This window comes from Streptomyces sp. NBC_00386 (assembly GCF_036063235.1).
In the GTDB taxonomy this organism is placed as follows: Bacteria; Actinomycetota; Actinomycetes; order Streptomycetales; family Streptomycetaceae; genus Streptomyces.
Map to the genome: position 1 here is coordinate 3,282,556 of NZ_CP107950.1, position 19,457 is coordinate 3,302,012.

General features: G+C 66.5%; 19 protein-coding genes and 3 pseudogenes. 6 read left to right on the forward strand and 16 right to left on the reverse strand.

Annotated elements, in window-relative coordinates:
* Positions 1–1,449 precede the first annotated feature (1,449 nt).
* From OG780_RS14210 to OG780_RS14225, 4 genes are all read left to right on the forward strand, one after another.
* The gene (locus tag OG780_RS14210; RefSeq protein ID WP_328448191.1) at positions 1,450–1,983 is read left to right on the forward strand and encodes a SigE family RNA polymerase sigma factor; all 534 of its coding nucleotides are present in this window, start codon (positions 1,450–1,452) and stop codon (positions 1,981–1,983) included.
* Positions 1,984–1,992: 9 nt separating this feature from the next.
* Positions 1,993–2,823 carry a hypothetical protein gene (locus OG780_RS14215; protein ID WP_328448193.1) on the forward strand — a complete coding sequence of 277 codons (831 nt, stop codon included), beginning with the start codon at positions 1,993–1,995 and terminating at the stop codon, positions 2,821–2,823.
* 484 nt (positions 2,824–3,307) lie between these two features.
* On the forward strand, positions 3,308–3,724 hold the full coding sequence (locus OG780_RS14220; RefSeq protein ID WP_328448194.1) for a DUF6234 family protein: 417 nt from the start codon (positions 3,308–3,310) through the stop codon (positions 3,722–3,724).
* A gap of 196 nt (positions 3,725–3,920) precedes the next feature.
* Complete coding sequence (locus OG780_RS14225) at positions 3,921–4,262, forward strand: hypothetical protein (protein ID WP_328448195.1); 342 nt, start codon at positions 3,921–3,923, stop codon at positions 4,260–4,262.
* 704 nt (positions 4,263–4,966) lie between these two features.
* Here the strand turns inward: OG780_RS14225 and OG780_RS14230 are convergent.
* The 4 genes and pseudogenes from OG780_RS14230 to OG780_RS14245 form a co-directional block, all read right to left on the reverse strand.
* Positions 4,967–5,074: pseudogene (locus tag OG780_RS14230) on the reverse strand (transposase); the annotation flags it as partial.
* 92 nt (positions 5,075–5,166) lie between these two features.
* Entirely contained in the window at positions 5,167–7,461 is a 2,295-nt protein-coding gene (locus OG780_RS14235) for a hypothetical protein (RefSeq protein ID WP_328448197.1), read from the reverse strand.
* Positions 7,462–7,693: 232 nt separating this feature from the next.
* Positions 7,694–7,855: pseudogene (locus OG780_RS14240) on the reverse strand (helix-turn-helix domain-containing protein); the annotation flags it as partial.
* A gap of 31 nt (positions 7,856–7,886) precedes the next feature.
* Entirely contained in the window at positions 7,887–8,573 is a 687-nt protein-coding gene (locus tag OG780_RS14245) for a beta family protein (RefSeq protein WP_328448199.1), read from the reverse strand.
* Between the two features lie 111 nt (positions 8,574–8,684).
* Here OG780_RS14245 and OG780_RS14250 point away from each other — a divergent pair, with 111 nt between their 5' ends.
* Complete coding sequence (locus OG780_RS14250; RefSeq protein ID WP_328448201.1) at positions 8,685–9,716, forward strand: hypothetical protein; 1,032 nt, start codon at positions 8,685–8,687, stop codon at positions 9,714–9,716.
* A 901-nt stretch (positions 9,717–10,617) separates the two neighbouring features.
* Positions 10,618–11,271 carry a hypothetical protein gene (locus OG780_RS14255; RefSeq protein WP_328448203.1) on the forward strand — a complete coding sequence of 218 codons (654 nt, stop codon included), beginning with the start codon at positions 10,618–10,620 and terminating at the stop codon, positions 11,269–11,271.
* A 65-nt stretch (positions 11,272–11,336) separates the two neighbouring features.
* Here OG780_RS14255 and OG780_RS14260 read toward each other — a convergent pair whose 3' ends face one another.
* The 12 genes and pseudogenes from OG780_RS14260 to OG780_RS14315 form a co-directional block, all read right to left on the reverse strand.
* On the reverse strand, positions 11,337–12,710 hold the full coding sequence (locus tag OG780_RS14260; protein WP_328448205.1) for a tyrosine-type recombinase/integrase: 1,374 nt from the start codon (positions 12,708–12,710) through the stop codon (positions 11,337–11,339).
* The gene (locus tag OG780_RS14265; RefSeq protein ID WP_328458111.1) at positions 12,707–12,877 is read right to left on the reverse strand and encodes a helix-turn-helix transcriptional regulator; all 171 of its coding nucleotides are present in this window, start codon (positions 12,875–12,877) and stop codon (positions 12,707–12,709) included. The genes OG780_RS14260 and OG780_RS14265 overlap by 4 nt, the downstream gene beginning before the upstream one ends.
* A 20-nt stretch (positions 12,878–12,897) precedes the next feature.
* Positions 12,898–14,187, reverse strand: a pseudogene (locus OG780_RS14270) (replication initiator).
* 153 nt (positions 14,188–14,340) lie between these two features.
* Complete coding sequence (locus OG780_RS14275) at positions 14,341–14,634, reverse strand: SpdD protein (protein ID WP_328458113.1); 294 nt, start codon at positions 14,632–14,634, stop codon at positions 14,341–14,343.
* A 16-nt stretch (positions 14,635–14,650) separates the two neighbouring features.
* The gene (locus OG780_RS14280; RefSeq protein WP_328448207.1) at positions 14,651–14,845 is read right to left on the reverse strand and encodes a hypothetical protein; all 195 of its coding nucleotides are present in this window, start codon (positions 14,843–14,845) and stop codon (positions 14,651–14,653) included.
* A gap of 10 nt (positions 14,846–14,855) precedes the next feature.
* Positions 14,856–15,047, reverse strand: coding sequence for a mobile element transfer protein (locus tag OG780_RS14285; RefSeq protein ID WP_328448209.1), 192 nt, complete (start codon positions 15,045–15,047; stop codon positions 14,856–14,858).
* Positions 15,047–15,247: a hypothetical protein gene (locus tag OG780_RS14290; RefSeq protein WP_328448211.1), complete on the reverse strand. Its 201-nt coding sequence runs from the start codon at positions 15,245–15,247 to the stop codon at positions 15,047–15,049. Before OG780_RS14290 ends, OG780_RS14285 begins: the two co-directional genes overlap by 1 nt.
* Before the next feature lie 20 nt (positions 15,248–15,267).
* Positions 15,268–15,948 (reverse strand): DUF2637 domain-containing protein, encoded by a 681-nt coding sequence (locus OG780_RS14295; protein WP_328448213.1) that lies wholly within the window; start codon positions 15,946–15,948, stop codon positions 15,268–15,270.
* Positions 15,949–16,025: 77 nt separating this feature from the next.
* Complete coding sequence (locus OG780_RS14300; RefSeq protein WP_443062317.1) at positions 16,026–17,387, reverse strand: FtsK/SpoIIIE domain-containing protein; 1,362 nt, start codon at positions 17,385–17,387, stop codon at positions 16,026–16,028.
* A gap of 16 nt (positions 17,388–17,403) precedes the next feature.
* Positions 17,404–17,754 (reverse strand): SCO3933 family regulatory protein, encoded by a 351-nt coding sequence (locus OG780_RS14305; RefSeq protein ID WP_328448217.1) that lies wholly within the window; start codon positions 17,752–17,754, stop codon positions 17,404–17,406.
* 218 nt (positions 17,755–17,972) lie between these two features.
* Positions 17,973–18,575 carry a hypothetical protein gene (locus OG780_RS14310; protein WP_328448219.1) on the reverse strand — a complete coding sequence of 201 codons (603 nt, stop codon included), beginning with the start codon at positions 18,573–18,575 and terminating at the stop codon, positions 17,973–17,975.
* An 84-nt stretch (positions 18,576–18,659) separates the two neighbouring features.
* Positions 18,660–19,388: a GntR family transcriptional regulator gene (locus OG780_RS14315; protein WP_328448221.1), complete on the reverse strand. Its 729-nt coding sequence runs from the start codon at positions 19,386–19,388 to the stop codon at positions 18,660–18,662.
* Positions 19,389–19,457: the final 69 nt, after the last annotated feature.

The following is a 19,457-nucleotide window of genomic DNA, read 5'->3' on the forward strand; positions in this document are numbered from 1 at the left end:
TCGCGCCGAAGCAGCTCCGGCTAAAACCACAGGGCAATCACCAACCATGCCCACAGTGCAGCCGACACCGCTCCAAGAGCGATGTAAACGATCCTTGACCACTGCTCGGCGCTCACCAAGCTCCCCCTCCGTGGACAACCAGCCCATTAACTCTATGGCCGTGTCACCCCAAAAAGGCAGGCACCTCACCATAAGGAACGACGTGAGGCTTCAGCCGGGCCGTCCCTGGGCCATCCGAGGCCGCTCGGCAGTGGCCAACAACGATCAATCACGACGGGCGCACCAGAGAGCTGCCACGACCAGCGAAAGCGCAGGCCACCAAGATCCCCGGCAAGGCCCAGAAGAGCTGACAGCGGATCTGTCAAGAGGGAGTCGGTCGGCTGACACCAACGGCTGACACCAACAGGTGCGGACAGCGCCGACCAACGCCGAATGGCAACGGACGATCAGCCAAGGAGACCGGACGGTCAACCGACGTCGACGGCCCCCTGTGATCGACCTGATAAGGATGAGGCCAGACCTCAAAGTCGCGCTCTACCATGGGCCGCCGACCTCAGCCGAGGGGCGGCGCCCCGTCGGCTCGGCTCGACCATTGAGGTTCCGCTGACCTTCGGAGCAACCCGGCCGTATGTCCGACTGCGGCTCATGACGCACAGCCGGAAGGGCCATGCCGTGTAGGCGCCCCTCTGGCCTCCGGACCCGACAGCAGGTGCTTTGCCGCACATATCCGCTTCTCGGAGATTGGCCGGCTCTCCGGTCCGGCTCAAGCGCAGATCATTCGGTGGAACGGACGCGACTCCAACCCGGCCTGGTCGAGCAGACCCTCTCTTGGTGAGTTGCTGTCGCGCGGGCACCGAGCAACCAGCCACCTTCACCGTTCAGCGACCGGTGCGGAGTCGCCGACTGTTGCCCAGAGCCCGCGGATGAGCGGGATCTGCTGGAACTGGCGATCTGTGTCCTCCCCAAGAAGAGTTCCCGGAAGCTCCGCAGTATCGTGCACGCACTCGATCTAAAGATTTTGGAACGCCCCGACACCGGGTCATACATAGACCCACCGCATCGTTGGTGGCAGAGCGCCTTCTCGCTGAGCCGTGCTCCGCTCATTGCCCGATCACATGGGGAGGCGCGGGAGCAAGGAGCGATCACGGTGGACTGGCATACGGACAGCAACGCTCCGGGGATTTCTCCTGCATGGGTGGATTGTCAGGATTTGATCTCTTGCGAGTGGAGACGTCTGCCAGGCTGCGGCGGGTCTGCAACACCCTTTAGGCACAGGCTCCCCGAGGCGCTGGCCGGTGCGGGGTGGTCGCTGTAGCACCGCCCCCAGCTTACGGAGCGAGAGTGCGTGCAAGACAGCGCGAAAACTCGGTTTCAACCTTTACTGCGCGGCAGCGCTCTACAGAGGGGTGACAGAACACAGCCCCTGACACAGACCGGAAGGGAGAGCAGATGCCGCAGAACGGTCGAGGTTTCGAAGCGCCACAGAGATCCCAGGCGCCCGAGAGCTTCGAGGCCTTCGCACAGTCGCGCCAGAGATCGCTGTACCGGACCGCATACCTGCTGTGCGGGGACCCGGACACGGCCCGCGACCTTACACAGACCACGCTCGCCAAGCTTTTCCAACACTGGGGGCGAGCGAGCGCAGCCGACCACATCGAGGCCTATGCCAGGACCGTACTGACCCGCACCTACCTCGCCGAGCGCCGTCGGCGGCTGCGCGACCTGCTGGCTCATTCCCGCCCCGACCCCCGGCCGGCGCCCGACCACACCGACCTGCGGGTGACGCTGATGTCGGCACTGGCCGGGTTGCCCCCCAGAGCACGGGCCATGGTCGTCTTGCGGTACTGGGAGGACCAGAGCGTCGAGTCCGTCGCCGAGCTCTTGAAGTGCAGCGAATCCACGGTCAAAAGCCAGTGCTCACGCTCTCTGGCAAAGCTGCGCACCCAACTGGACGAAGCCCACATCTACGCCACGGGGAGTTGAGCAACCGCCATGAAGGACAACATCACCGAAGAAGACCACCACAGCACCCTACTGGTCCGCGATGCGATGGAAAGTGCGGTGGCGGAGCTGCCCTCGTTGCACGGCCTGGTGTCCGCCGCAGTGACCCAGGGCCGGCGCCGCAGGGCGCGTGCCCGTCTCGCGATCGCCGCCGGGAGCGCCTGCGCAGCCGGGGCGGTAGTGGTCGCCTCCTTGACGCTCTCCGGTGGGGACGGCGCCCGCTCGACAGTCCGTCCCGCCGCGACCTCGCCGCACGAGTCGCCCGGACCGGTCCAGCCGAACCCCTACCGCACACCGGTCCACCTGTATTCGACGGCTCGGGAGGAGCAGCACCTGGAGGGTCTGACGGCGGTCGAGCGGACTCGACGGGCAGAGTTCCAGCAGAAGGCGGCAGTTCTACTCGACCAGCTTCTGCCGGACACTGTTGGCCTGATCCGTCCGGTCTACTTTGACGAGGCGCAGTACCAAGGCGAGACAGAAGGCGGCAAGGTGTTCCACGTCGCCCTCTCCGTGCGGCCCTACGACGGTGGCCCCGGCCCAAGGCCTTGTTCCGGGACCTTCACCAAGGGCGGAAGCTGTGAGAACGTCACTCTGCCGGGCGCTATCAAGGCCACGTCGCTTCGCATGTTCGTCAGATCGCCCGATGTCATGTCCACCGAGGTCGCCTTCGTCTACGCGAACAGCAAGGTCGTCTTCACCGTTTACCCGGGCGTGGGCTCGGGTCCCTCCCCCATCACAGGGAAGGAACTGCTGGCGATTGCAGGCGATTCTCGCTTCCTCGGCCTGGTGCACGACGCTACCCAACTTCCCACCTACAGATGACACACCACCCTGTAGGGCGCGCGTCAGGAGCGGTTGATCCGAACTTCCACCGGTGTTCCCGTCGCCCGTCAGATCGCCGACTTCGAACGGCGGCTGCGACGTGAGGCTCACACCCGGAATCTGGCAGCGAGGCAAGCGCTACAGCAGCGCGGTACCGCAACTCCAGCGACTGCCCCCGCCCATCGACGTCCCTCAGAGGCATCAGAGCGACCGGAATGACCGTCGTTGACCGAACTGGCTAGAGCTACGGATCAGAAGGTTGCAGGTTCGAATCCTGCCGAGTGCACAGCTGGTGACAGGCTCCGTGGAGGAATCCACGGGGCCTCTGGTTGTTGTGTCGACGGCAGTGGTCGACGGCAACCGCTCCAGAGGAGCTGCCGCAGGATCGATGGGAAGGTGCCTGGTGGATCATGGGATCCATCTGGTGCGGAACTGAGTACCCGTACTCATGTGCCGCCTTTCCCGCGTGGGCAAGGTGTCGAGTATGGACTTACCCGTTGCCCCTCCGGCCTTCGATGCCACCACCGACTCCAGGCAGCGGCGCCGTGTGGACCGAGGTGCCGACATCGCAGCCGGGTGCGGTCTCGTGCTCCTGGAGCTGATCGCCCTGGCGGTGATCTTTGGACTCTGGTTCCTGTCCGGTTTCGATCTCGACCCGGAGGAGACCGTCACGACTGATCCCTCGTGGGGCTACCTGGTCGCCGCCGGCGGAGTCGGAGTCCTCGCCATCGCGGCGGCCGTGACAGCCGCATGGGTCGACGCCGTCGTGACGGTTGCCACCCAAGCCGTGATGGCCATCTTGATCTTCATGATCTTCTTGGGCGGGGGTGAGGTCCAGTCTCACCAGGATCAGTTGTGCCACGACATGCCGTCAGCGGCCAGTTGCAAGGGCAGTGGCTGAACCGTGTGCCGCCGTCTCAGTTTCCGTCTCATTCAGCAACGTTCATGGTCGTTCAGACGGGACCAAGGCCTGAGCGCCGACCGAAGCCCAGCCGCCGATGAACGCAGGTGAACGCCCCCGCACCCAGCCCACCGCCACGCCAACACAGTTGGAAAGAGTGTTGGCACCGTTGCCCATCGGAGCTGAGGATGCCCCTATGGACGCCAGACACGTGCCGGAGCTCATCGAGGTTCTGCTCAACCCCAGCGCAGACATCGGTATTCGAGACGATGCCGCCATGGACCTCTACGCCACGTGTGATCCCGACGCACGCGCCGCCCTGCTCACAGTGGCGAGTGAAGCGAGTACGCCCTACATCGTGCTGGCGAGTGCCGGTGAGTCGCTGGGCCAGATCGCAGTCGCGACAGGTCGTCCGCTGTCCGAGTCGGAGCGGGCCCAGCTCGCACCGGACGCACGACGCGAGTACGACGTTTTTCATGAGGCAGCGCGCACCACAGCCGCACCAGATGGGGCGGGGAACAACGGGGAACAACGGTAAAAGCCACAGAGTCCGACGTGGCCACACCGTCGGCTCTCACACAGGTCAGCGCCCGAACCAGCCGGGAACGGCATCAGCTTCCCAAGCTGAGGGCTCAGCGTTGTCGTCACGGGCCGGCCGTCGCGGCTTGCTCTGGGCGACGGCAAGGCAGCGTGGCTGATGCTGGCGGGGGTGCAGCGAGGCATACGCGTGCGTGGTCGGTCAACGCACCCACCGTCGTGGCTGACTGTTTCGGCTGAGGTTCAGACAACGCGCATCGAGGGTGCCAGCCGTCAGTCGCGCGCGCCAAAGCTGGGCCGTCTCTGGGCCGTCCGAGGTTGCTCGACAGCGGCCAAGGACGACCAACGACGACGACCAGGCACCCGAGCCCACCGCTCCTGAACAGCGAAAACGCAGGTCACCAAGATCTCCGGCAAGACCCAGGGCAAAAAGAAGTAGCCCGGTTGCTCCTGACTTTCGGTCGTGAAGCTTCAGCCCTGGAACCGTGGCAGGCGGTTTAGTCGTTTGGCGTCTGCCGCACGATCGGGTGACGGCTTTGGCGCCCCTGGCCTCAAGCACTCGCTGAGGAGGCAGTCAGTTGAAAGCGTCGGTCATACAGTCCACCCGGCAGTCGGCGGCCTCATAGCGCTGGCGGAGTGCGGCAGCTGCTTCTTCGCGCTCCACGAAGAGGTGTCCGTAGTGCTGGCACGCCACCCTGTCACGCGAACAGGAGCAACGCCGCCGAAGCCGGCGAGGCGGTCAGGAGTGCCGAAGAGACTCATGTCGCCGCCGGTCGCGGCCAGCAACTCGGCGCCGAGGATCACGCCCAGGCCCGCGCACCGGCCGACCCACCCGAACCAGGGTGCCGTTCGAACCCGGCACCGCTGGAACGGTTGTGCTCCGACCGCCGCGCGGGCGACTCGGGTCAGTAGCGGGTCATGGCGTCGACGCCGACCGTCGGACGGCCGGTCGTGCCGAGGGCGACGAGGGTGACGGTGTGCTTCCCGGACGACGTCCAGGTCTTGGCCCACACCTGCTGCGCGTAGCTGGTGCTCTTCGCGTACAGGTCGACGACGGTGACCTTCTTCCCGTCGACGTAGACGGCGACCTTGCCGCGTTTGGCGCCCTTCGTCGCGACGTAGCCGATGCCACGGCCGGTGAAGGTGTAGGTGAACTTGGCGTTCGCACGCGTGGTCGTCTGCTCGCTGCCGCCGAGATGGCGCGAGCCGCGCGTGGTCGTCCAGGTGCTCTTATAGGCGGTGGTGCGGCTGCTTTGCGTGTCGACGCGCGGCGTCACGGTGTTCGAGTCTCGGTCAGCCGTGTTCTGCTTGCAGTCCGAGGACCAGACATTGAACTGGTTCGGCTGGCCGGTGTACCCGGTTACGGCGGTGGAGCGTGCGGTGGCCTCGCGGTAGGCCGCGGTGTACGGGTAGTAGTTCACGACGACGCCCTGCTGGCAGATGCCGGTACCGGTGTCCGTGACGCTCCAGGTGAGCGTGAGCGGGATGTGCCCGGTGGTGGCGGTGCCGGTGCCCATGTGCAGGGTGGGCGTCCCGGAGAACACGGGCGCGCTGTTGTCGAGGGTGAGGGCCAGCGCCCGGGTGGTGGCGGTGTTTCCTGCGAGGTCTGTCGCCGTGAGCGCGACGGTGTGCTTGCCGTCGGGGACGTTCTCCAGCATGGTGCTGCCGCCTGTGGAGAGCTCGTAAGCGTTGAGGCGGTAGGCGGGCTTTCCGTCGAGGAGCACGCTCGCGGAGGCGACACCGCTGTCCGTGTCGGTGATGTCCTCCCAGCCCACCCAGAGCGTGCCCGGGTCGCCGCCCTGCCCAGTGATGTCGTCGAACAGCGACACCGTCGGCGGGGTCTTGTCCGGGCGGCGCGTGATCGCAACCTTCAGCCCCCGGGACGTGTCAGCGTCGACGGAGAAGCCGATGGATCCGTCCGGGGCCGTCCACGACGTGCCCGGCAGCAGTCCCGGGTGGTCCCACAGTACGTTCGGTCCGTAGTCGGTGACGGGATGGAAGTCGAGGATGTCCTGCTCGGTGGGGGAGGTCCAGGAGGTGTCCGACTCCCGCACAATCAGGCCGCCGCCGGGGCCGCCGAGTCCGCAGTAGTCGCATCCGTCGCCGTCGATCCACGAGTCCAGGCCGGTGGCGGTGCGGTACTCCAGGTAGTACGTCTTGTCGCCCATCGGGATCGACACGCCGCGCAGGCCGGTTCCTGCCTCGACCGGGGAGAGGGTGACGGTGCCGGAGGAGCCGATCGCGGCGTAGCCGTCGGCGGGCAGCGCGCCGAGCTCCTGGAGGTGCGCCGCGGACATGAATCCGACCTGGCCCAGCGGCGAGTTGCCCATGATGTCGTAGGGGTCGAGATAGGTCCATTGGACACAGTTGGCGGACAGGGTGACCGGGACGCCGGTCATGCCGGGGCCGCTGTTGCAGTGCAGGGCACCGGAGTGCATCAAGCCCAGGTTGTGCCCGAATTCGTGGGCGAGAACGTCCTGGTCCCGGTTGCCGTTGAGCCAGACGAACCCGCCGACGGCTCTGAAGGACATCCCGATGGTGCCGAGTCCGGACCAGCTGCAAGCGGAGATCGGGGGGAAGTAGGCGACGACGTGGTGGAGCCGGTCGTTCGGGAAGGCGGCGACCTGCGGGAGGGAATCGACGGCGTGCTGGATCGCGTTGGAGTCGCAGCTGCTGATCTGGGCCGGGGTCAGCGTGATGCGCTGCCACGGCATCACGGTGGTGCCGGCGGCGGGCAGGCGTATCTTCCCCGCCGTGACGGTGTTGTAGTAGCTGTCGACGTCGGCGACGGAAGCCTTGAGGTCGGTGGTCGTCGGGGACGAGGGCGCGGCCGCAGTCCAGTAGACCGGGACGACGAGGACACTGTGGCTGCCCAGGTAGTCCGTCGACTCGCTGTCCAGCGGCTGAGCGGTGACCGAGGCGACGGACGCGCTTCCGGCCGTCATGGCCCGCACGGCCGCGGAGGTGCCACCAGAACCCAGGACCGATCCGCGGACGGTGACGGTCACCCGCGAACCGCCGGGAATGTCCTGCACCATCGACGCCGGGACGGAGAACGTCGCCCCGTCGGCGAGAACCGAGTCCTGCTCGCTGCTGCCGTGCGGAGTGTCGACGGCCACCCGCTGAAGTACGCCGTGGACCACCGTCGACGATGAGGTCCGTACCGGCGTGACGGCGTCGGCGGATGCCGGTACGGCCATCCCTGTCAGCGCAGCGACCGGTATGGCGGCCACCGCTCTCAACCATCTCCGCATGGACAGCCTTTCCTTCGAGAACATCAAGATCGAACCGCGGATTTCGTGAAGGCCGCGTGAAGACCTTGAATTTTCTATCAGATGACCGTCGGGGCAGTGCAGGCGGCTACGACCGTGATCCACACAGGCCACCGGCACCGCCTGCCCGGGCCACTGCCAAGGGGGCGCAACCTTCCCCCACCGCCGCGGTGTAGGCGTGGGCGGTGCCGACCGAGATGTCGAAGCCGGCGGCTATCTGGGCCAGGGTGTCGCGCTTACGCAGGTACACCAGAGCGACGAGCGCGCGTTGGTGCGGCGGGAGCTTGCAGCGGCGGTCACCCTCACGGGTGACGATGAGCATGGTGCCTCACTCGACCAGCGCATGAGGTAGGTCAAGTGCGGCAGGATAGGAAACCAACGAGGCACCTGTGCTGATGAGTTGAGACGTCGAACACCTCCCTCAACGGCACGGATGCCTCGTGCGTTGCGCACGCCGGCTCCGTCACTCCATCGATGGCCACTCTGAAAACGCTCAGTGCCTCCTCCCGCCTTCTGACGCAGGCGTTGGGCGCACTCCTGAAGGCAGACGTCGCCCCAGGACGTGGCAGTTCCGTGACAGGCCAGTGAGGCGAATTGACAAGGTCCTGGCTGAGCGTGAGGAAGTCATCGTTGCCTTGCCGAACCCGCGGATACACGAAGACCTGCCAGTTCTCCTCTGTGGTGTAGCGCACGTTGGGGTCCGGGGTCCCACGGCTCTTGGGCGGCATTCGGGGGTACGTCACACCGAAGTCCCCGAAGTCAGGCTGCGGCCCGTCCCGCTTCTCGACGACCTTCGCCCAGAGCCGTGCATCTTCCCTCACAACCGGCGTGGCCTGGCCTCGTCTGAAGCCGCTCAGGTTGACAGGGAAAGCGCCGGCCGCCACACAAACGCGTCTCCAGGCCCAGGGCGAGTTGCCGGGCTCGTCGCACTTGACAGAGTGAACGCGGGAAACAAGGGCAGGTAGAGCGCTGTTCGAGTCAGCGGGCTCAAAGTTGAGGGTCGAACGACGCATGCAGGCCGCGCAGTTGCCGCACGCCATTTGCCCCTGAGTGCCCTCCGGAGCCGGGACCGCGCATGAGGTGTCCGGCCTGTCCGGCTGTCCGGTTGAGCCCCTCGCCTGCACAAACAGCCCGGACAGCTCAAAGTGTCGATGTCCGGGCTGTCCGGTCAGAGACGGCTGCAACACCCCACCTGGGTGTTACAGCCCGCCGACGAAACCGATCTCTCAATGGACGCAGGAGCCGGGGCCCCGGCCGTGCTTCACTCCGCCAGCCACAGTCAGCAGCGCAGGGGCAGCGTCAAAAAAACGGGCCTACCGGCGCAGTTCGGCCGCAGCGTCTTTGCAGGTAAGGAAGTTTCTGGTTCACTCACGTTCAAGATCCATTCACGTGATCTCCACATCACCCTCACAAGGAGAACCATGCGCCTCCGCATAGGTGCGGCACTGATCGCCGCCACGATGCTTCCCCTGTTCGCGGCCCCGGCCGCAGACGCAGCGCCCGCCCCCAGCGCCTCCTGGGCGTTCAGCAATGGCCCTCGCGTCAACGCCAGTTCAAAGGTGACGCTCAACTACTCGATCGCCAACCTGCCCAAGGGCAGCCACGTCGAGCTTCGACGTGAGGCTGGCAGCAGCCACACCTACAAGACCATCAACACCCTCAAGGCTGCCAACGGCAAGGGCTCAGTGACGACCACCGCTCCGACCCAGGGCCGATGGGGGTACCGCATCTACATCCTGAACAGCAACAACGCGAAACTTGCCGAAGCTGGCCACTACCTCTACGCCTACAGCAACGTCAGCATCACCAAATTCTTCAATCCGGGACAGCACTACACCTCCGGCTCGATCACCATCGGCAACCGCCTTATGCAGTACAAGACCATGCCCTTTTGGACCGAAAAAGACGTCTTCGCGACCAGCCAAAAAAACACCTGCCGCTCCATCAGCCTGCAGATAGGGCGCCTTCGCGACTACGGGAACGCCACTGGGAAGCGGACCGTGAAGGTCGTTCAGACCAGCACTTCGGCTAGCGTGAAGGTGCCCTACAACAGCATCACGACCCTGTCCACCAAGCTGACCGGATCCGCTTTCGCCCTGCACGTCAACGAGGACCCCGACAGCAGCGCGGCCACCACTTACGCCACCGGAACCGCCAGCTGCTACACGGCCAGCGGCTTCTAGCCTCTGCGGTTCACACGGACCATCGACGGCTGCCTCACACGCCGTCCGCAGGAACCCGTCCGACGCATCGGGGCCGAACTTCTCCATGTAACTGGCGCACCCCCGGAAACGGGCCGGGATGCGCTTGTTTGAGTATCAGCCACGTTCGGTCCGGCATACGACAGTCGCACCAGTGGGGTCCACAACATGACCGTGGGTCTCTCACCGTCACGGGCAGCCACATGGGCGTACACCGTGCCGCCGGGCGCGTTGGCACTGGCCGCAAAGCCAAGGCTCCCGGCACAAGCGCCAGGAGCCTTGGCAGAGCCGGCTCCGCTGCGCGCTGCGCTCCTGCCTTCGACCCGTTCTGCGCGCACTACGCCGACACGCGCCCCCAGGTTGATAGGGCCAGAGGCCACGAGTCGGCCACTTCATGACACTTGGGTCATAACTTGACAATACCTCCGAAAATAAAAGGCCTCCGGACCGCCTTCCCGCCTGCCACGCACTATCTGCGATACAGGAGGGCGCTGCACACATCCTTCGATCAAGGAACCTGCTGCTCAGAGACTGTTCACAAGCCAATCTCTGATTGTGCTCCGGAGCCGTGTGCGCAGGTTCGAATCCTGCCGGGGGCACCCCTTATGAGGTGCCCAAAGACCCCGTCACCAGCGGAAACGCTGAGGCCGGGGTCTTCGCGTATGTGCAGCCAGATGCCGCCCAGAGCCGCCGTATGTCGGGGTCTGTGGACGAGGCGTGGACGGGATCTTGGGGCATTCCCGCAGGTGATGAGACTCATTGGAGCCAAGCGGGCCCACTCCTCGTTATCGTCGTCCCGGTCTTGGACTGTGCCGCGGGTGGGGAGCCTGAGCGTTGCTGGGGACCGTCGTGCCGTCTTCAGCCGCTGCCCGCGGGCGGATGAATGGACGAGTTGGGGGATCTCGTGGATGTGACCACGCTTGCCGTCGCGCTCATCGGCGTCGGAGGAACGCTGGGCGGAACTCTGGGTGGGGCAGTACTCAGCCAGCGCGTCACCCGGGAGCAGAACCAGCGCGCCGATCGTGAACGGGAGGAGGACCGCCACGACCGAGCGCAGGAAGCCAGACGGGATCTCTATGCCCGTCTGAACACCACGGCTCGCGCTTATCGGGTCGCTGCCCGAGACTCCGTCCGTGCAGCCGAGCGCGGTGAAAGCATCGATCCAGCAGTCCTCGACACCGCCAAGGACGCTTGGTTGGAGCAATACTCTTCGGCGCAGATGGCGCTGCCGAAGGATGTTCACGAGGTTGTCTCGACCCTCAACAGGGCGCTCGGAGTCGGATATTCCGTCGTCAAGCAGTTGCCGAGCAGTCCTGACCCAGACGGGTCGTACAACCGCGCCAAAGCTTGGTTCAGCGGCCCAATGTCCGACTGGGTGTATCTGCTGCGGGTCATTCTGCGCCATGACCTCGGCGTCGAGGTCCAGCCCGACTTCGAACGCACTCGCACGCAGATGCTCGCCGCGCTCGATGGCGAGCGGAGGAGTCTTGAACGCCTGCTCGCATCCGAACAGGCCAGGGGCACCCCGCCCGCTTGACGGGCCAGGGAAACGACGAGACCCCTGGGCATTACGCCAGGGGCCTCGGACGGGGTCGGATGCCGTCACTCGTACTCGCGAAGCAGATCCTCGATACGCCGGTTGGCGACGTCTTGCCGTCCGTCGAGGCACTTCGCGTAGCGGGTCAGCAGGACCTCGACGCTGTTGCCGGCTCGCTCGGCCACCTCGGTGGGATCGACGCCCGCGTTGAGCCATGTGGACAGCGCCGAGTGCCGCAGGTCGTACGGCCGACTCGCGAGCGGCGAGGAGGCCACAGCCGACGGGAGCGCGAGGAGACGGGCCTCCTGCCACACGCGGTAGTAGGTCGAGGACGGGACTACCGAGCCCTTTTCGCTGAAGAAGAGTCGCCCGTCGTCCGCGGTGCCGAAGGTCGCCAGGTGTTCCCGGAGTGCGGCGACGAGGTGGGGCGGGATAGGCACCCGCCTGACGTCCTCAACGGGTCGGTTCTTCAGACCGCGGTCGTCGTGGGTCTCCCCCGAGTCGGTCCACTGCTTGCCGACCGACGGACGGGTCCGGTGGAGCAGCGCCGATCCCCAGCCCTGTTCGGGAAGTTTCAGGTCCGTCTCGACAAGGCCGACCGCTTCAGCCGGCCGGAGACCGCCGAAGTACATCGCAGCAAAGAGACCCACGAGGCGCCGACCGCGGGCCCGCCGGTAGCCGCCCACGTAGGAGACGGCCGCCAGGAGATTCCGAGCCTGCTCGGGGTTCGCGACAACGCGAGGGTCGACCTGGTTGGAGACCTTCGGTTTCTGCCAGCGGACGGCCGTGATCGGGTTTTCGCGCAGTTCCCCCAGGTCGACGGCATAGTTGGCAGCGTTGACGAGGGTCCGCCGCTTCCGCCGCACGGTTTCGGCTGCCGCGGCCGTGCCGTCGAGCTTGAGCTTCAGTGAGTCCAGCACCGCACGCGCCGTAGCCGGTTCGGCGAGATCGGCGAGCGGTCGCGACGCCTTCGACACCCAGTGGAGGACGTTGCGCACATCGTCCGGGACGTCTCGGTCGTCGGGCCCCGGCAGGACGAAAGCCCAGTTGCGCAGCGCCTTACGGATGGCTTGGTCGGACGGCCGTCCAGCCCGCTCGTCGAGGAGCTCCACAGTCACGCTGGTAAGCGATTCGTTGATGCCGTCGCGCGTATTGGGAGCGGCGTACGGCCATTTCATGGCGAGGTACCGGAGGGCGAAGTCGTACCAGGACACAGCCGACTTCTTCGGTTCCATCGAGTCCGGAAGCCCGGACGCCTGGTCGAATTCCTCGCCGTCGCGCATCGCCCGCATCAGCTTCGAGCGGTAGTGATCGGCGAGTGCCTTCGTTCGGAACGAGTCGGAGAAGACGTTGCCCGCCACGGACCACCGAACGCCGTACGAGGGCGTCTTCGTATCACGCTTCCGAACGGCCCAGACCTTCACGTCGAGAGACTTCACGCTGCGGCCTCCAGATCTCGCAGCCACGTGGAGAAGTCACTCCGCCACACCCGGAGCTCCCCGTTGGGCAGCTTGAATGCGGCCGGCCCATGCCCCAGCTCACGCCAGCGGTAGAACGTCCGGCGAGAGACCCCACCCAACTCGTCCAAGACCTGGCGCACGGTCATCAGTTCGTCGCGCCGCGAGTTCACGTCGGTTCTCCTTCCGTACCGAGAGCGGGTTCGAGCGAGGCAGAAAGCCAGGCTTCTGCGGCGGACAGACCGGTTCCGGCGAAGACCCAATGCGAAAGAACGAGAGTCGTATCCGGCTCGTCCTCGCTGGTCGCGGAGGCTTGGGCACGGCGTCACTCGGCGCGAGCGTCACGGAGGGCGCCGAGGGTGGTCGAGTAGCGGCGGGACTTGGTGGAGAAGTGGCCGCGGAAGCCCAGCATGTGAGCCCAAGCCCGAAGCCGGAGATCCTCTAACTCCTTGCGAGCGCCGAGAGTCCAGGCCGTCCGGATGAGCTGGCGGGCGTGGTCCCTGATGTCGAGCTGGGCCAGTTCGGCGAGGAACTTGAGTGGGTGGTCGAGAGCTCCCGTGGCTGTCTCCGCGCCCTTGGTGGCGTATTTCGCGATGTACGAAGCCACCGCCCGCTCGGTCAGCTCCTGCCCACCGTCGAAATCGGCGGAGCGAATCGCGCGTACGTCGATTTGCCTGCCGAAGGCGAACGCGTGCGAGCGCCCGTCGATGACGGGGCCATCGACACGAGATCGGGCAGCAGCGGCGCCGATCGCGTCAGTGAGCAGCTCGGCAGTAGCCCAGACCGGAGGTGGGGTGTCGCCACCCTCGGGACCGTCGATGCGGATGACTGCGTGGAAGTGGACGGCACCGCGCTTCTGGTACTCGGCGACCTTGGCGAAGGAGACCCGGGCGAAGTCCGCGAAGTCCCTCTGGGTGAGGCCGGCCCGCTTGGCTATCTCTCGGCGGAGGTAGATGGAGAAGCGTCGCCAGAGCATCCCGGCGTGCGCGTTCCAGAGGACGGCAGCTTCGTAGTCGTACGTCGCTGGGTCCAGGGGCGTGCCGAGCAGTTCGGCGTCGGTCTCATGGAGGAGTCCACAGCGGCAGGCTCGGACGGTGCCGCGTCGGTCTGTGGGTCGGTTGTGGACGGGGCCGAAACCGGGAGCGGTGAAGGTGGCGAACACCTTCGGGTGGCGGGTGACAGTGGCGGGAGTGCCTTTGCCGCCTCGCAGTCCGGCGGTGATCAGGTGGAAGGTGTCCCGGCGGTAGGTCTCCGCGCAGGCCGGGCAGCGGGTCGCGCGGCGGTTGTTGCAGCGTACGAGGAGGTTGCCTGCCGGGAGTGAGGCCGAGTCGAGGCGGTGGAGAACGCGGCCGATCTCGCCGGTACGTGTGTCGACCGCGTGCTCGACGCGGTGGCCGTCCAGACGCACAGGCTGTGTACAACCACCGATGCCGCGGAGTTGTTTGACGAGGGTGGGTATGCCACCCAGGGAGACGAGCGCGCCCAGTTCTTTGACTGGAGGCGGAACGCGTCCGGTAGTAATGGGAGCTGTCCTTTCGGTTTCGGTCGGGAGGTCCGCGCCTGCCGGGGCGGCGGGATGCTTGGCGGTATCGAGGCCGCCCCGGCAGGCTGGTCAGCGCTTGTGGGCGCTGTTGAGCAGGGAGCGCAGCACCAGGGCCGCGATGGAGACGGAGACTGCCGTGATGGCGACCGTGGCCAGGAGTGCGGTCAGCACGATGCCGACGACGAGGACCGCCGCAATGGCACCCGCCCCACGGCTGACGAACGGCGCGATCGGGCGGCTGGTGGACTCCATCGGGGCGTGAGCGCAGGAGCAGGTCACCGGAGTGCGGTGGTGCTCGGCAGGGGTGGCCGGCCTGTGGGCGATCGGTAGCGGAGCCGCATCGGGCATCTTCGGGCGGAGCAGCATGGTGTTTCTCCTTTCAGTGATGGGTGCCGTCGACGACGTCGACCCCGGAGCGGGTGCCGGACTCGATGGCCGGGGCGAGGAAGGTCTGAGAGAGCAGGAAGCCGAACAGGGCGATCACGACGGCCACCCACATGCGGACGCCGAGGAACTTGATCGCGGCCCAGGCGATGACGCCGAGGACGAAGACGAGAGGCAGGCTGACGGTCACGGTGATCTCCTCAGCGGGCCGAGCAGCGGTGGGTGCGGGCCGCCAGCTCGGCGGCGGCGCGGCTGTCGTAGTCGGTCGAGAAGCCGCAGCGCGGAGCCGTGCAGGCGGCGGTGTGCTTCTCCCGGCCGCGGCCGTCGTAGTAGGTGGCGACCTGGACGGGGCCGATGCGGACGACCCGGCGGAAGCGGGGGTTGGCGGGCATCAGGGCAGCTCCTTCGAGTTCTGACGGTTCTCGCCGGTGAAGTCGGCGACGTGGTCGAGCAGCCACCGCCGGATCTCCTCGCCCTCGATGTCGTCGGCGATGAGGATCACGGGTTCGGCGATGAGCATTGCTTCGGTGAGTCGGTTCTGGCGGGTCAGCTCGGCGGCGCGGTTGAGCGCACGGAGCGTGGACGGACGCATGGGCGGAAGTTCTCCTGGGTTCAGGTGAGTTGAGCGGCAATGGCTTCGGCGAGCTGGGCTGGGACGCCGAGGCGGGCTCGCAGGGTGTCGGTGTCGATGGGCGCGCCCGTCCGGGTGTGGTGCTCGGCAGCCACCTTTCGGGCATGGTCGACGAGCGCGGTCGGGAGCCGATCTGTCGGTGGAACGGCAAGCGCGGGACGCGAAGCAGGTACAGCGGGCCGGGACGCAGGCGCGGACGCAGGGAGTGATCCCTGCTGCGCCGCTTCGTTCGTCGTCTCGTCGTGCTCTTCACGCGGGTCCGGGGCCGGATCGACGGGTCCGTGCGCGAGCAGCGTGCCGCCGAGGAAGGCGACCGCCGGCCAACCGGCCACGACGACGCGGAGCGAGGCAGGAACGTGGTCGAGGTCGAGGAGCCCGGCCGTCGCGACGTTGGCGCCGAGGCTGGCGGTGAGCGCGACCAGGAACCAGCACCACCCGGCCGCCTTGGACTCCCCCGTCCGCAGCCGCCTCCAGGCCGCCACCAACAGCAGATCGACGCTGATCGGGTAGGCCCACGCCTTCCAGCCGTCCTGTCCCGCTGCGACGGCCAGATCGTGAAGGTGGGCGAAGGACAACGCGGCAGCAATGACCGCTTGAACGAGTACGGCGTCCACGCGGACCGGAAGGGCACGCGGTGCGGAGCGCTCGGCCACGCTGATCACGTCCTCTCGTTCGGTTCGGGGATGGCGGGGGTAGGGACTTGGCGTGAGACGGTCGCGCCGACCGGTGGGTTGGTGGGTCAGCCGGTAGCCGGGTGCGGCTTCGTCACGGCGCTCGGGGCGACCGCGGGCGAAGCCGAGACGTGCGGCCGGAACGGCTTCAGGGCCGGTACATCGGGGGCGAGCTCGGCAGTCTCGCGGCAGATCGCCGCAGCGTCGCCGAGGGACAGGTGCGGAGTGCGCATGCGTCCCCAGCCGCCGGACGTATCGCCGGACACGGCCAGGCCCGGACGTTCAGCGGGAATGGTGGCAGCGACGCCCACCGCTTCGGGGGCGATGTCGCCAAGGGCCATCTTGGCCGAGGCCTCGTCGTTGACGCGGTGGCAGACGCGTCCGGTGAGTTGAGCGCGGAGCATGGTCGCGCCCTTGCCCAGCTCCGCACCGAAACGCTGGCCGCAGATCTCCAGGTAGATGCCCGCGGCCCGTCCGAGTTGGGCGAGTCGGATCAGCTGGGTCACCATCTCGTCGCGCCGCTCCTCGTCCTTGCGGCTTGCCACGAGGAAGAGTTCGGCCACCTCGTCGACGAACAGCACGATGGGCGGCGGCCGTTCGTCGTCCGGCAGGCCCCACACGTCAGAGGTGATCTCCTCGTCGGGCGTGCCGGGCGCGATACCTTGGCGTGCCTTGATCAGGTCGTAGCGGTCCTCCATTTCCTGGACGAGGACGGGTAGCAGCTCGGCGGCTTCATCGGAGTCGGTGGCCAACGCCGACAGTCGCGGAGCGAAGGGCGCCAGCTCGACCCCTCGCTTGCAGTCGATGCCGACCAGGGCAACCGGTTGAGCGGCCAGCCCCGTCAGCAGATTGCGGAGGAACATCGACTTCCCCGACAGGGTGGCACCGAGGACGAGTTCATGAGGAACGGCCCGGTAGTCGCGGACGAACACAGTCGCGTCCTCCCGCAGAGCCACCGGCACGGCGAGGAGGTCGTGCCCCGCGCTGCGAGGCATCTTCACCTTGCGCAGCACGTCGAAGCCGATCAACCGCAGCTCGACCACGCCCGGCTTGATCTCGCGAACGTGGACCGCGTGAACGCCCCAGGCGTGCTGCAGCCGCTCACACGAGGCAGCCACGTCCGCCGGCTCCTGGCCGGGAGCGAGCCGAAGCCGGACCCGCAGCCCCGTGGAGGTGGGACGAATCAGCCCTCGGCGCGGAGGAACCGGCCGAACCTCGCGGCGGGTGGTGGCCCGCACCGCCAGGGCCCGCAGACGAGACGGCTGAACCGTCAGCCCGCACGCGTCCATGGTCGAGCTGTACGAGCCGACCAGTCGGGCCACCGATGAGGGCAGCCCGACCGTGGCCCAGTAGATCGCCGGATGCGCCTTCCGGGCGTAGATCGCCCCGCCTAATAAGGCGAGGGGTCCGCCCAGCTCGACCATGGTCATCAGCTCGGACACGAGATCAGTTCTCCTGTCCGACAGGGAAAGCCCCCGGGACGACAGCGGCCGCACGGTAGGCGATGCCGTGGCGGGCCTGCCCGCTAAAGACGCTCTCCCAGGGACGGGCGACGAGGCCGGGCAGGGAGACCGGGGCGCCGACGGCCAGGCCGTCCGTGATCCCGCTCTCCGGGACGGTCACCGCGATGAGCGACGACTCCCCCTCGTCGATGTAGACGACGCCGACCTTCATCAGCGCTTCCCCACTGGCCGCGTCCTTGGCGATCTCGCCCGTCTGCCGGTCCTTGACCTTCGGCTCAGGGGCCTCAGTCAGCAGGATCGTCGCGGACGAGGTCTCAACTCGGATTGCACGCACAGAACTTCCCCTTCGTAGACATCCGCCAGATGACCTGACAGGTTGACTTAGCAAGTTCGAAGTTAGGGAAGCCAGGTTGACTTGTCAAGTGGCTTCACTGTCGCCCCAGTTGAGGTTTCTGAGACGTCACCTGTTCAGCGCCATCTCAGGCATTTTCAGGATCCGAGCCAAGCCCTGTGGCGCTCAGCATCCAGCCGCTCCGCCATCGATGAAGCGGCTCACACTGAGGACTCAAATCCGTCAGCCTCATCGCGATAGTGGGTGGTCATGGCTGCTGCGTACCAGTCCGGGACAGCCCCTCGGAACGCCAGGGAGAGGTACGACTCCAACGCCTCGTCGACCCCCAAGAACGGGCCGAACGCCGCACGCCAGGCGTCGCGGGCAGATGCGTTCGGGAAGCCTTGAAAGACCGCCACCTCCGGGTCGCGCTCGCCCCAGCACCCCCACATACCCGAGGGGCCCGTTACGGCAACGACGTTCGCCATGATGGTGATCGAGTCAAGGGCATCGCCATCTGGCGCGAAACCGACCGCATCCCAGTAGTCGTCCCCACTGGCCTCCACCGAAAGTGACAGTGCAGGCATGAGGGCCGTGCCGTCACCGGCTTCGAGGACGAGCAGTTCGACGTGTCGATCTCCATGCCACTGAGCCATCGCACACAGCGCAGGCCACAAGTCCGGGGTGAGCAGGGCATCGAACTCACAGAACAACGTGTCGCCCCGGTTCGTCCGGAAGACCATCTCCGGCAGCCTGGCGTCGAGGTCGAAGACGGAGGCACAGTGGGCACGGACGTCGCTGCTTTCAGGCAGTCGTTCTGACACGATCAGGTCCCTGTGGCTGGGTGCGAGGCCTCGTCGGACTATGCCCCTCAGGCGAGTAATTCGAGAGAGTGGGCCGAGTTCGACTCAGCCGAGCCGATAAGTGTCTTCGAGTTCCTGCCGATCCGCCGGCAGGAGAACATCGGTGACCTGCAAGGCTTGCCCGGCAACATCACACGCGATGACCAAGACGCTCAGCACCGGCTCGCCTTGGGGCATCCCCAAGAGATCAGCTTCTTCCTGGCTTGGCAGTCGAGCCGAGACACGTTCGGTTACGTGATCAAAGCGCACCTTCCTGCGTGCTTCCAGGTGTGCGCGCTGCCCCTCTCGCAGTCGAGACGAGGCAGAGAGTTCAGTCCCTTCGACCATGTCGACCGGGAAGTAGGACGAAGAGAGCTCGACCGGCTCACCGTCCTGCACCACCAAGAGCCGCCGAACCAGGACCGTTGCCTTCTTGGGTACGCCGAGGAGGGAAGCAACCCTCGGCGGCACAGGAACCTGCTCGACCTGGACCAGACGACCTTGAACCGAGGATTCGTCACGCTCCAGCGCGTCGCGTCCCCGCCGATCCTTCTGCTCGACGACTTCCGGTCGCCCGCGGACGATGGTGCCGAACCCTTGCCGGGATTCCAGCCAGCCATCCCGCTTCAGTAGCTCCAGCGCGCGGACGACAGTGGGCCGGGACATTCCGAAGGCTTGGACCAGCTGATTTTCACTCGGGACCCGGCTCCCCGGAGGATACGTACCGTCCTCGATACGCCCCTGGAGCGTCTGCGCCAGCCGCACATACTTGGGTGCAGCCACCTCGTACGCCATAGCCCCGCCTAGTGAGAATCCGCCAAGTCAACCTGTCAACCAGCCTACTCACGTGAGTGGGTACTGAAC